This window comes from Vibrio sp. 947, assembly GCF_033339115.1.
In the GTDB taxonomy this organism is placed as follows: domain Bacteria; phylum Pseudomonadota; class Gammaproteobacteria; order Enterobacterales; family Vibrionaceae; genus Vibrio; species Vibrio alginolyticus.
Window position 1 is genome coordinate 140356 of record NZ_JAWOTX010000004.1, and the last position, 13412, is coordinate 153767.

Annotated in this window: 12 protein-coding genes; 5 read left to right on the forward strand and 7 right to left on the reverse strand. The window is 45.2% G+C overall.

All coding sequences use genetic code 11. The features are described 5' to 3' along the window. Positions 1-3: 3 nt before the first annotated feature. Positions 4-498, forward strand: coding sequence for a DUF3299 domain-containing protein (locus R7Q39_RS06660; protein ID WP_064353581.1), 495 nt, complete (start codon positions 4-6; stop codon positions 496-498). Between the two features lie 322 nt (positions 499-820). After that, entirely contained in the window at positions 821-1726 is a 906-nt protein-coding gene (locus R7Q39_RS06665) for a TIGR03899 family protein (RefSeq protein ID WP_064353580.1), read from the forward strand. An 89-nt stretch (positions 1727-1815) separates the two neighbouring features. Here the strand turns inward: R7Q39_RS06665 and cysC are convergent, their stop codons facing one another. From cysC to cobA, 5 genes are all read right to left on the reverse strand, one after another. Then, positions 1816-2433, reverse strand: coding sequence for an adenylyl-sulfate kinase (gene cysC / locus R7Q39_RS06670; RefSeq protein ID WP_005379598.1), 618 nt, complete (start codon positions 2431-2433; stop codon positions 1816-1818). A 24-nt stretch (positions 2434-2457) separates the two neighbouring features. Next, a complete protein-coding gene (locus R7Q39_RS06675; RefSeq protein WP_005379596.1) occupies positions 2458-4182 on the reverse strand; it encodes an SLC13 family permease in 1725 nt (574 codons plus the stop codon). A 250-nt stretch (positions 4183-4432) separates the two neighbouring features. Then, positions 4433-5863, reverse strand: a complete 1431-nt coding sequence (gene cysN, locus R7Q39_RS06680; protein WP_017633444.1) for a sulfate adenylyltransferase subunit CysN — start codon at positions 5861-5863, stop codon at positions 4433-4435. Between the two features lie 18 nt (positions 5864-5881). After that, on the reverse strand, positions 5882-6790 hold the full coding sequence (gene cysD / locus R7Q39_RS06685) for a sulfate adenylyltransferase subunit CysD (protein ID WP_005379592.1): 909 nt from the start codon (positions 6788-6790) through the stop codon (positions 5882-5884). A gap of 59 nt (positions 6791-6849) precedes the next feature. Beyond that, positions 6850-7725, reverse strand: a complete 876-nt coding sequence (gene cobA / locus R7Q39_RS06690; RefSeq protein WP_031780800.1) for a uroporphyrinogen-III C-methyltransferase — start codon at positions 7723-7725, stop codon at positions 6850-6852. 275 nt (positions 7726-8000) lie between these two features. Here cobA and cpdB point away from each other — a divergent pair, with 275 nt between their 5' ends. Both cpdB and R7Q39_RS06700 read left to right on the forward strand, forming a co-directional pair. After that, positions 8001-9962, forward strand: a complete 1962-nt coding sequence (cpdB, locus tag R7Q39_RS06695) for a 2',3'-cyclic-nucleotide 2'-phosphodiesterase (RefSeq protein ID WP_318075942.1) — start codon at positions 8001-8003, stop codon at positions 9960-9962. A gap of 97 nt (positions 9963-10059) precedes the next feature. Further along, positions 10060-10638, forward strand: a complete 579-nt coding sequence (locus tag R7Q39_RS06700; protein ID WP_171344405.1) for a Crp/Fnr family transcriptional regulator — start codon at positions 10060-10062, stop codon at positions 10636-10638. 54 nt (positions 10639-10692) lie between these two features. Here the strand turns inward: R7Q39_RS06700 and dbpA are convergent, their stop codons facing one another. After that, positions 10693-12072, reverse strand: a complete 1380-nt coding sequence (gene dbpA / locus R7Q39_RS06705) for an ATP-dependent RNA helicase DbpA (RefSeq protein ID WP_005379583.1) — start codon at positions 12070-12072, stop codon at positions 10693-10695. A gap of 142 nt (positions 12073-12214) precedes the next feature. Here dbpA and R7Q39_RS06710 point away from each other — a divergent pair, with 142 nt between their 5' ends. After that, positions 12215-12676, forward strand: coding sequence for a GNAT family N-acetyltransferase (locus R7Q39_RS06710; protein WP_213915200.1), 462 nt, complete (start codon positions 12215-12217; stop codon positions 12674-12676). A 91-nt stretch (positions 12677-12767) separates the two neighbouring features. On the opposite strand, the gene R7Q39_RS06715 is transcribed toward R7Q39_RS06710, so the two are convergent. Next, positions 12768-13364, reverse strand: coding sequence for a LysM-like peptidoglycan-binding domain-containing protein (locus R7Q39_RS06715; RefSeq protein WP_318075943.1), 597 nt, complete (start codon positions 13362-13364; stop codon positions 12768-12770). Positions 13365-13412: the final 48 nt, after the last annotated feature.

The window sequence follows — 13412 nt, forward strand, 5'->3', positions numbered from 1 at the left end:
AAAATGTGGAAAAAAATACTCGCAAGTTGCTTGCTGGTCGTCGCATTCACAGCGCCTGTTATGGCCAGCGAAGAACCATTGAAGCTTGACTGGATTGACCTTGTTCCAGAAAAAGAGCGTAAATTGTTCGACAGTATAGGCATGCCTGCATCTGATCACAGTGGTGGCGCAGCGCAGCAGTCCAAGATTGGTAATGTTCGACCAGAACTGAACGGAAGCCAAGTTAAAATTCCAGGGTTTGTTATCCCACTTGAAGGTGATGCCAATACCGTCACCGAGTTTTTATTAGTGCCATACTTTGGAGCTTGTATTCACGTGCCACCACCGCCTCCAAACCAGATCATTTACGTGAAGTTTCCGAAAGGCGCTCCTGTTCAAGAGTTGTGGGATGTTATATATGTGGTTGGAACGTTGAAAACCGAGACGATAAACCACGAACTGGCAGAAACGGCTTACGTTATTGAGGGATCAGAAATAGAAGCCTACGACGATATGTAATTTAAGTCGTCGATAAGCCTCGCTACACCTAAGGCGTCACACTGGCGCCTTTTTTAGCTTTGTGCTACACGATATAACGAGATAAATACGCTAACACGCCCACATAAATAACCAAAAGAAACGCTATCGACAGGTGCTTTTTGAGTTTACCTGCTTCTGAGAACTTCATAGCCCCTCCAAAATAACGATAACAATTTTAACAACTCATTATCATTTTGAATAGCCCTATTCGTTCAAAAACTGAGAACTCCTGTCTGGTCGCTTGGTCAGATAAGGTGTAAATTTAAACGTGCGAACCGCGCAGTTCTTGGTAGAAAAACGAATGGCAGACCCGACAAAGCAACCTGTTGTCATCGAACATCAGTCAGACACAAAAAAAAATACGCAACAAGAAAAGAAACAAGGCTACATAAAAGACAGTGCTAGTAAGGTAAAAACCATTGCCCAAATACACGGTCTTGACGCCTTACTGCAAACCGAACCGCCAGCCAAATCTGCGTTTGAAAGAGCCCAATTGCGAGAGCAAAGACGCCAAGAACAGCGACAAAAAAACTTAGAACAGATTTTAAAATTAGCGCACAGTTCATGCCGAGATGAGACAGCGGGAGAGCCAGACCAAGATTGGTTGCATCGATTTTTTGAGATGGCTCAAGACATCCATAACAGCGCGATGCAAAAGCTATGGGCTCAAGTGATGAAGCGTGAAGTGACCAATCCGGGTTCAACGTCCATGAAAGCGTTGAAAACCCTCAAAGACATGTCACCAAAGGAAGCACAAACTCTGCAAAGAGCCGCCTCTTTAGCGTGCAGTTTTGGAGGGGATCACAGCAGAAAACTGCTGATTGGTTACAAAGCGCAAGGAGGAATATTTAGCTTCGGCAAGCGAGACGTCGCCAACAGCCTAAATATGGGAAGTTTTCAACTGCCGTATTCAAGCTTGTTGCTCTTAATTGAATTAGGGCTGCTGCACAGTGCCGAACTTGAATCTGGCGAAATTAGTATCGAGACACCGTTGGCCCTCACCTACCAAGGTAAAAACTTGTCACTGAACGTAAACAGCAAAGGTGTCCGCCTTTTATATTACCGCTTCACACCCACAGGTAATGAGCTCTGTACCTTGCTCGGAAACAAACCACATGCCGAATACTACGATCAAATGCTTGCACTGTTAAATCATAGATTTAGTGTCCATAGTGAAGCTAAAAGTACGGTTCATCATACCGTCTAGCCAGCTTGAGAAGCATTTGATCACCTATGATCCAAATACTTCTCAAGCAGCTCAAAGAGCTTTAGGTCACCTATGATCTAAATGCTTTTTTATCGGATCACACCGCGTTGTTTAAGATCGATTAAGCACAAATCTACCAGCTCATCGACACTCTTTTCTCCCGCGGGCAAATCGATTTCAGGGTTCTCTGGCGCTTGATATTCCGAATCAATACCAGTGAAATTAGGAATCTCTCCCGCACGGGCTTTACGGTATAAACCCTTAGGATCTCGACCTTCGCAAACCTCTAGAGATGCATTGACATACACTTCGATAAACTCGCCTTCTGGCAATAAATCGCGCACTAACTTCCGCTCTGCACGATGCGGTGAAATAAACGCCGACAGAACAATTAAACCCGCATCTGCCATCAACTTCGCCAGTTCACCAATGCGACGAATGTTCTCGCGACGGTCCTGTTCAGAAAAACCTAAATCGCTACACAAACCATGCCGTACATTGTCACCATCCAATAAATAGGTGTGGTAACCCAATGCTGCAAGGCGATTTTCCAACGCCCCCGCTACGGTTGATTTACCCGCTCCAGATAAACCAGTGAACCACAATACGGCAGGTTTTTGCTTCTTTAATTCAGCACGAAACTGTTTATCAACCGAATGCTGGTGCCAAACAATGTTTTCATCTTTTACCGTCGTTTCGGCAGTCATAACGTATCCTTGTAAATATCGGAATTAAAACGGGAAAAAGACCGGGATCAAAGTAAGTACTAATACAGAGTACACAATCGAAATTGGCACTCCAATTCTCACGTAGTCGGTCAATTTGTAATTTCCTACGCTGTACACCAGCAGGTTAGTTTGGTAACCGTAGGGAGAGATAAAGCTCGCACTCGCGCCGAACAAAACCGCCATGATGAATGGCATCGGATCCACGCCATAACCCACCGCCATGCTATAGCCGATAGGAAAAGAAAGCGCAGCCGCGGCATTGTTTGTCACCAATTCAGTGAGTACCAATGTCATGATATAAGTCGCCACCAAGGCACCAAATACTCCCCAGCCATTAAACGCTTCAATAAACATCACTCCCATTCTTTCTGACAATCCAGAAGAGATCATCAGTTGAGCAATAGACAAAGCGGAACCGACAATCACGACGATATCGATCGGAAAACGGCGGCGCAGTTCTGAAATCTGCACAATACCAAACGCAATAAGCGCGATAAGGTACGCAGCTAGACCTTTAATAATTGGCACTAACTCTAATAGAGCGCATCCAATTACGGCTGCAAAGCCCAGTAATACAATGGAAGACTTATTCGTATCAAGCCGAGCGCTAGAGTCCAAGTCATGCACTAAAACAAACTCTTTACGATGAGCTCGGCGTTCAGACTCAAAACGCTTTCCTGGAACCAGAACTAACGTGTCCCCAGGCGCTAAGGTAATGCTACCCAAGCCACCTTCTAGGCGTTCGTGGCCTCGGCGAATCGCCACAACAACGGCATCGAATCGGTCGCGGAATCGGCTCTCTTTGAGGGTTTTGTAGCAAAATGTCGCCGACGAGCTCACCACAACTTCGATAAAGTTTTGCCCATTTAAGTGCTGCTGACCAAACAACTTGAGGCCCGGAATTTCTTGCAGGGTCGCGACGCTCTCAACATCGCCACAAAATAACAGGCGGTCTTTTGCATTGAGCACAAAATCCGGTCCCACAGAAGAAACAGTAACACCATCGCGCACCACTTCTGCAAGAAACAGTTTGCGCAGCGCACGTAAATTATTCTCGCTGATCGTACGCCCAACTAGCGGTGATCCAGGCTCAACGCGAGACTCAAGAAAGTAAGGTAAATCTTCTTGGTTTTGATCATCATAATTCGGTAGCAAGTAGCTGAGCGGGATAAGAATCAGCATCCCTCCCACCAGCACAGCCAAACCTATCATCGTAGGTGTAAAAAAGCTCAGGCTCGGTAAGCCTGCGTCTTCAACAAAGCTGTTGATGATTAAGTTAGTCGACGTACCAATCAAAGTTAACGTGCCACCAAAAATGGCGGCGTAAGACAATGGGATAAGTAATTTCGAAGGTGCATGCTGCTGATTACGCTTAATCGCCCCAATCAATGAGACAACCACAGCGGTATTATTCGTAAATGAAGAGAGCAAGGCTGTCGATACACCGAGCTTAGCAATCACGCTGCCTAACTGGCCCTCAGAGATACTTCGGCTCACCCAACTGATCAGCAGTGTTTTTTCTAGAGCACAGGATGCAAGAATCAATAGAACCAGGGTTAACAATGAAGAGTTGGTAAAATTGGATGCGATAGTGGCTGAATCCATCATCCCAGCCATGAATGCAATAAAAGCGGCACCCGCAAAGACATAACTAGGCTTAATTTTCGTGACAAGCAAGCAAGTGATAATGCCAAGCAAAATCGCTAACACAAACCCTTGTTCCCACATAGCCTTTCCTTACCAAATAGCCCTAAAGGGCACAACAACGACTCATTTATCCATGAATCACCGACAAACGAGCAAACAGACAAAAATCAGCGCAAGCGAAAAGAACATCAGAATGCTCGGTTTCTTGGGCTCCACCGAAGCATTCTGGTATTAGGAGAATACCTAACGACATTTCGCAATTCAGTTAGGTAGCGACACCCCAAGTACAACAGCAAACAGTGCCTGAAATTATCGTACTTGGGTGAGCCAGTTACTTTTTCAGAAACTGGCTGACGTCTTTTGCTTCCCAGTGTGGGAAGTGTTTACGGACAAGCGCATTAAGCTCAACTTCAAACGCAGAGATGTCCGTCAAATCGCGCTCAACCACGGCGAGGCTCTCTTTAACCATGCCAGCACCAACCGTCACGTTTGTCAGACGATCGATAATGATAAAGCCACCGGTATCTGCACAGTCTTGATAATTGTCCAGCGCGACTGACTCATTAAGAGACCATTCACACAAACCAATACCATTCAATGGCAGCTCTGCCGAGCTATGAGTCGAGAGATTATTAATGTCATATTGATGACGAATCGCTTCAACATGACCTACGGTTTTCTTACCTGCGATTTTGATGTCATAGTCACGACCCGGTTGCAGGGGTTGCTCTGTCATCCACACCACATCGGCAAGCAAATGGTTTGTGGTTTCCACTTGAGCATTATCTAGAACAATCAAATCGCCACGGCTAATATCGATCTCATCGCTTAGCGTCAGAGTGACAGCTAATCCGGCACGAGCTTCTTCGATATCACCATCAAAGGTCACAATACGTGCCACAGTTGACGTTTTACCCGATGGCAAAGCTTTAATGGCATCACCGACTTTGATCGAACCAGAAGAAATGGTCCCCGCAAAACCACGGAAATCGAGGTTAGGACGATTAACGTATTGCACAGGGAAGCGGAATTCACCCGCGCCTTTTTCTTGATCCACATCGACCGTTTCAAGAAGCTCAAGCAATGATGGGCCTTTAAACCAAGTCAGGTTTTGGCCTTTATCCACCACATTGTCCCCTTCAAGCGCTGAGATCGGGATGATTTGAATATCAATATCCCCTGTCAGATTCTCAGAGAACTTCAGATACTCATCGCGGATCTCTTCAAAGCGCTCTTGGGAGTAATCCACTAAGTCCATCTTGTTGATCGCCACAACAAAGTGCTTCAAACCCAACAGGTTGGAAATGAAAGAGTGACGACGAGTTTGATCGAGAATGCCCTTACGTGCATCAACCAGAATCACAGCTAAGTCACATGTCGATGCGCCTGTAGCCATGTTACGTGTGTACTGCTCGTGTCCAGGAGTATCTGCAATGATGAATTTACGTTTCTGCGTCGAGAAATAGCGGTAAGCCACATCAATCGTGATCCCCTGCTCTCGCTCAGCTTGTAAGCCATCGACCAACAACGCAAGGTCGGGCTTTTCACCCGTGGTACCCACACGTTGGCTGTCTGAATGCACTGCCGCTAGCTGATCTTCATAAATTTGTTTTGAGTCATGGAGTAAGCGACCGATTAATGTACTTTTACCGTCATCCACCGAGCCACAAGTCAAGAATCTAAGTAACGACTTGTACTGGTGTTGTGTTAAATAGCCTTCGATACCAAGCTCGGCTAATTGAGCTTCAACTGCACTGTTCATTATCTTTCCTTAGATCCTTTAGAAGTAACCTTGACGTTTCTTAAGCTCCATCGATCCTGACTGATCGTGGTCGATCGCTCGGCCTTGGCGCTCACTCGACGTTGCCACCAGCATCTCTTCGATAATGCCAGTTAAAGTGTTTGCTTCAGACTCGATAGCCCCAGTCAATGGATAACAACCAAGGGTACGGAAGCGCACACTCTTCTCTTCAATCACTTCACCCGGTTGAAGCTCCATACGATCATCATCAACCATGATCAGCATGCCATCGCGTTCAACAACTGGGCGTTTGTCCGCGAGGTAAAGCGGCACGATCTCGATGTTTTCTAAATAGATGTATTGCCAGATATCAAGCTCAGTCCAGTTAGACAGTGGGAATACACGAATGCTCTCACCCTTATTAACCTGACCGTTGTACGTCTTCCATAGCTCAGGACGTTGGTTTTTAGGGTCCCATGTATGGTTCTTATCGCGGAATGAATACACGCGCTCTTTCGCCCGTGATTTCTCTTCATCGCGGCGCGCGCCACCAAAGGCCGCATCAAAACCGTACTTGTTCAGCGCTTGTTTTAAGCCTTGAGTCTTCATGATGTCAGTGTGCTTAGAAGAACCATGAACAAACGGACTACAGCCCATGGCTAGACCTTCTGGATTCTTATGTACCAAAAGCTCAAAACCGTATTTGGCCGCGGTGCGATCACGAAATTCAATCATCTCGCGGAACTTCCAATCGGTGTCGACATGCAGCAATGGAAATGGAATCTTACCTGGGTAAAAAGCTTTACGCGCTAGGTGCAGCATCACTGATGAGTCTTTACCAATCGAATACATCATGACTGGGTTATCAAACTCAGCCGCAACTTCACGGATGATGTGGATACTCTCCGCTTCGAGTTGTTTAAGGTGAGTTAAACGTTGTTGGTCCATGTTTTGTATTTCCTTTTTAAGCTTGAAGGCGCATTACGTCTCTAATCTTTGGTCTGAAATTATATGGAGTTGGCAATAGCACTTTTGTTGAATTCAGTACTAGACAAAAACCAGTCTAACTTTTGAGACAGTCGCACTACCTCTCCGACAACAATCAAAGATGGCGACTGTGCTTCCTTCGATAAATCAGAGAGTTGGGAGAGTTCTCCCGTAAATACTTTTTGTTGAATCTGCGTGCCACGCTCAATAATGGCAATCGGAGTCGACGCTGAACGACCATGCTTAATGAGTTGATTCTGAATATAGTGTGATTTCATCAGCCCCATGTAGATCACTAAAGTCTGATTCCCACGCGCCAACGTGGACCAATCCATCTCATCACTTTCTTCTTTCAAGTGGCCAGTCACAAAGATGGCCGATTGCGCATAATCACGATGAGTCAGTGGAATACCAGCATAAGCGGTTGCGCCAGCTGCTGCGGTAATGCCAGGGACAACTTGAAAACGAACGCCGGCATCAGCAAGCACTTCTAACTCTTCACCACCACGACCGAATACAAACGGATCCCCACCTTTAATGCGCACTACTTTGTAGCCCTGCTTGGCAAAATCCACCAAAAGCTGATTCGTCTTCTCCTGCGGCACACTGTGATGCCCAGCTCGCTTCCCAACGCACACCAAAATCGTATCGCTTGGAATCAATGCCATGATTTCTTCAGACACCAAGTAGTCGTACAAAACCACATCAGCTTGCTGCAAGCAGTTCAGTGCTTTCACCGTCAGAAGTTCAGGATCGCCTGGTCCTGCACCGACTAAGGCGACTTCACCAGGCTGTAGCGATTGCTTTGCAAAACGAGTAACACCAGCGACTGGGTTGTCAGAAACTAACCGGGGCTTTGGTTTAGGGAAAGAAGTGACTGAATCGTTCGTTGCCATGTGCTTGCTCATCGTCCATTGATATCGTTATGCAAGCATTATGGCGGGGCGTTTATATTACCTGAAATTCTAAAATTTCATTTTTTATTCAAAAATCTGCTAAGAAGTTTTTGTTTGGTCTCATTCAAAAGCGTGAAAAAGTCGGCGGTTAATATGAATAAGGTTCAGTAAACTGATTAATGTTCACAGTTTTCTGTATCTTTATCATCGAGTTGCACCTGTATTTGATACATTACGCAGTACGATTTCCCCTTATCATTGAATTGGAGCACCAAATGAAAGTGGCAGTTCATCCTATTTCCCTCGCAGTTTTAAGTGGCATGCTAACGCTTGCTGGCCCAGCAATGGCCGATACCATCAAGCTTCGTATTATCGAAACCACCGACATTCACACCAACGTGATGGATTACGATTACTACAAAGACCAACCATCACAGCAAATCGGTTTAAGTCGCGCTGCGACAATAGTGAAACAAGCTAAGTCCGAGGCAGAAAACACGGTACTAGTAGATAACGGTGATTTAATTCAGGGCAGCCCAATGGGCGATTACATGGCAGCAAAGGGGATTAATCCCGGCGACGTGCACCCAGTCTACAAAGCGATGAACCAGCTAGACTACGATGTGGGCAACATTGGCAATCATGAGTTCAACTATGGCTTAGATTTTCTACAAAAGACGTTGAAGGGGGCAAACTTCCCTTACATCAACGCAAACGTATTTGATAAACAAACCGGTGAGCATTACTTCAAGCCTTACCTCATCAAAACTCACACTTTTAAAGACACAAACGGCGAAGCGCATCAAATAAAAGTGGGTTACATCGGCTTTGTACCACCACAAATTATGGTGTGGGATAAGAAGAACTTAGAAGGCAAAGTCTTTGCTAAAGACATTAAGGAAACAGCAGAGAAACTGATTCCTCAAATGAAGAAAGAAGGCGCAGACGTGATTGTGGCGATTCCACACTCGGGCATTTCTACTGATCCATACAAGCTAGGAGCTGAAAACTCTGTTTACTACCTCACAGAAGTTGAAGGTATTGATGCAATTGCTTTTGGCCACTCTCACGCAGTCTTCCCAGGGAAAGACTTCGCAAACCTACCTGGTGTTGATATAGATAAAGGGACCATCAATGGTGTAACGTCCGTGATGCCGGGTCGCTGGGGAAGTCACGTAGGTGTGATGGATTTGATGCTGAAAGAGAAAGACGGCAGATGGCAAGTCATCGAAGGCCAAGCAGAAGCACGCCCTATCTTCGATAAAGTAAATAAGAAGTCATTAGCTAAAGCCGATGAAGATATTGTGAAAGCGTTAGAAGAAGATCACAAAGGCACTCGTGAATTTGTAAACCAACCAATCGGCAAAGCAAATGATGTCATGTACAGCTTCTTGGCATTAGTGCAGGACGACCCCACCATTCAAATCGTTAACCTTGCTCAGAAAGACTACGTAGAACGCTTTATTCAAGGCGACCCAGACCTTTCTGACATTCCAGTACTGAGTGCGGCAGCACCATTTAAAGTCGGCGGTCGTAAGAACGATCCGAATAACTTTACAGAAGTAGAATCCGGTCAGCTCACCTTTCGTAATGCGGCCGATCTTTACTTATACCCAAACACCTTGGTTGCGATGAAAGTGAAAGGTAAAGAAGTTCGCGAATGGCTAGAGTGCAGTGCGGGTCAATTCAACCACATCGACATCAACAATCCTAAACCGCAATCTTTGATTGATTGGGATAATTTCCGTACTTACAACTTCGATGTTATTGATGGGGTTAACTACCAAATCGACGTTACCCAACCGCCGAAGTACGATGCGGATTGTAAAGTGATTAATCCAGATTCTCAGCGCATTGTGAATCTGACGTTTAATGGTAAGCCTGTCAATTCGAAGCAAGATTTCATCATCGCAACCAATAACTACCGTGCTTATAGCAATACTTTTCCTGGTACAGGCCCAGATTTCATTGCATTTGACGCACCAGATGAAAACCGCTCTGTCGTCGCCACTTATATTTCTCGCGTGAGTGAAGAAAAAGGAGAAGTGACACCAAGCGCTGACAACAACTGGTCTTTCGCACCGATTAAGTCCGATAAAAAGCTAGATATTCGTTTCGAAACCTCCCCTAGCGATAAAGCAGCGCAGTTCATCAAAGAGAAAGGACAATACCCAATGAAACGCGTGTCAACAGACGACATTGGTTTCGCAATTTATCAAATCGATCTGAATAAATAAGGTTGATTTGACAACAACACTAAGCGGCTCTCATGAGCCGCTTTTTTGTTATCAATAAAACCCGTTAAAATAAAGAAAACCGTTTCCGAGTTATCACATGCACAGCGATCTTTTTTCAGACTTAGTCAAACATGGCTTTTTAGAGACAGAAGCAAACCAACTTATTGAAAATGGTGAGTTACTCGAACTGCCTACACGCCACATTCTTAATCACCAAGGGGAGTTGAGCTCACACCTTTACTTCATCATTGAGGGGTTATGCCACGCAAGCTATCTTACTGAGCACGGCAAAGAATTCAGTAAAGAATTTTATTGGGAGAAGGACTGGGTTATCGGGTTTGAGAGCATAATAAAGGACCAACCTTCGCCTTACTTATTGGAAACGCTGAGCGCTTGTCAGCTATTTTGCTTGCCAATTGAAACGTTGCATCACTGGCGAGCAGAAAAGCACGCCATTTACTTAAAGCTACTCGAAAACCAACTGGTTAATAAAGAGAATAAAGAACGCTTTATGTTGCTCTACTCTCCAGAGGAACGATATCAATTATTTTGCGCTCATTACCCAGATTTAAAGCAACGTATTACCGATAGTCAAATTGCGGCCTACCTGGGCATTACGCCAATCAGTTTGAGTCGAATCAAAGCACGCTTAACCAAAGATCACACTCTCAAATAAACTCCAAAAAGAAAAAAGCTCTTCAAACGAAGAGCTTTTTCTCTGCTATTTGAGCTATTTAAGAATTCGCGCCCGGAACTGGCGCCCTTTCATCTTGCCGTTACTAATGGTCTGTAGAGCCTTTTTAGCCACAGACTTTTCGACGGCAACATAAGCGCGCACAGGGAATAGGTGGATCTTTCCGACTTGAGAGCCTGGAATACCATTTTTTCCTGTCAAACAACCTAAAATATCACCCGGTCGTACTTTCTGTTTCTTACCGCCATCAATGTTAATCGTAACCATCTTCGCTTGGTATGGCTGCTGATTTGATTTGGCAGGCAATGTTGCTGGTACCACGTCCATCTCTAGGTATTCTTCAATACGAGCTACACGTAAACCGTCTTTCTCACCAAAAAAGCTGAACGCTAAACCTTTACTACCCGCACGACCTGTACGACCAATACGGTGCACATGAACCTCAGGATCGCGCGATAGCTCAAAGTTAAAGACAGCATCAAGATTATCAACGTCCAAACCACGCGCTGCAACGTCTGTTGCAACAAGGATAGACACACTCTTGTTAGCAAACTGCACCAATGCTTGGTCGCGTTCACGCTGCTCTAAGTCCCCATGGATATCGATAACGCTGAATCCTTTGTGATGCAACTCATCTGCGACACTTTGTACTTCTTTTTTGGTATTACAAAAAACCACCGCGGACTCTGGTTGGTGAGTCAGCAGCAAATTCGCCAATGCTTCATCACGCGCTTCCGAGCCTTCAACTTTATAGAAGTACTGCGCAATGCTTGAAGTATCATGCGTCGATTCCACCTTAATCACTTCCGGTGTCTGCATTATACGCTGCGCAATTTGCTCAATTTTTTCTGGAAAAGTAGCACTGAAAAGTAGAGTTTGACGCTGCTTTGGCGCTGCATCGATGATTGCATCTAATGCGTCTTGGAAACCCATGTCCAACATGCGATCAGCTTCATCTAGCACCAAGGTATTCAGTTCGCTAAGATCAATTCGGCCTTTTTCAAGGTGATCCAAAATACGACCAGGAGTACCAACTAGGATATGCGCACCATGCTCTAACGAACCAATTTGTGGCCCCATAGGCATCCCACCGCAGAGAGTAAGCACTTTAATATTATGAATGCCGCGACCTAAAGTACGAATTTCCTTCGCTACTTGATCTGCAAGCTCACGTGTTGGACACAATACTAATGACTGGACACGAAAGCGTTTGACGTTGAGGTTCGATAAAACCCCTAAACCAAATGCAGCGGTTTTACCTGAGCCCGTTTTACCCTGCCCGATGACATCACGATGTTTTAGGATTGCAGGCAAGCTCAAAGCTTGAATTGGCGTCATGTGGGTATAGTTCAGGGAATCAAGTGTGGCAAGTAACGCTGGGTTAAGCCCAACTTGATCGAATGTTTGTTTGCTCACGGGGATATCCTCAGGTGAGATGGAAAGAGGGCACATTATCACCAGATTTGGTGGGAAAACCAGTGCTAATTAACCTTTGTTAATGAGTATGAGCTCAAAACAAAGTAAAGTCAGTCACTCTATTCTCATTACGGATAACAACATGCTCACTTGGATTACTTTGCCCTTTGCTCAGCTAACAACCACGCAGCTGTATGAAATGATGAAATTGCGTGTGGATGTATTCGTTGTTGAACAAACCTGCCCTTACCCTGAACTTGATGGTAAGGACACGCTGGAAGGCGTTTATCATCTAATAGGCTATCACGGTGATGAACTGGTTGCTTGCGCAAGATTACTGCCCGCAGGCACTACGTATGACAATGTGAGTATTGGTCGAGTGGTGACAAAGCAGATCGCGCGAGGCGGTGGCTTAGGTCATAAGTTATTGGACAAGGCCTTGGCACAATGCGAAACATTATGGCCAGGGCAGACAATCGATATAGGTGCTCAAGAACACCTCATCCCGTTTTATGCAAGTCATGGATTCAAGGTTATCTCAGAGTGCTACCTTGAAGATGGTATCCCTCATGTGGATATGCGGAAAGAATCCGTAGCGCAATAAGCTTCAATTCGATTGGTTACTATGAAAACTAATCGCTATGAAAGACTAACTAAAAAGACGCGATATCTTCGCGTCTTTTCATTTGAAGCGTTTACTTGTTACGTCCAAAGGTCCCATCCGATAAACGGAAAAACATAACGGACCGCCCGCTTTTTTCCAGCTGTAGCATATCTAACTCACCTTCGTCACTAAGCTTAAAGCGAATCAATTGTCCCTGCTTTATTTGGCTTAGCGGCTTATCACTGCCTTCTATGTTGACCAGATCGCTAAGATCCGCCATAGAGAGCTGATTACTTCTGAAAACCTGCGCTAATGTATCACCATTTTTAACCGTGTACTCTTTCCAGTCTTCAGATTTCGGTCCAGAGTTCTGAGAGGTTCTCTGCTGGCTTAAACTCTGCGCGTTCAGCTCAATCGCTACGCGTTGATGATCGACCTCAGTCTGCTCAACTGGCTGGTCTGCTTTATTAGGCAAAGGAATAACAAGGAGTACCAGAATCAATGGCACTAAGACCATCAAAGCACGCTGGTGAAATTTAGGCAGACGCAACCAAAACTGCTTAACAGGCTGTATACGCTCCAACCATTGCTCTTTGTTGAACGGCTGCTTCCAGTCGATAGCAGCGAATTTTTGTTTAACCAATTCGACATAGTCGACTTGCTGCTTTTTCTTTCTGCGACGATTCATTGTAATGAGTCCCTTAATACTTCTACGGCCAGTATAAAAATACCGACG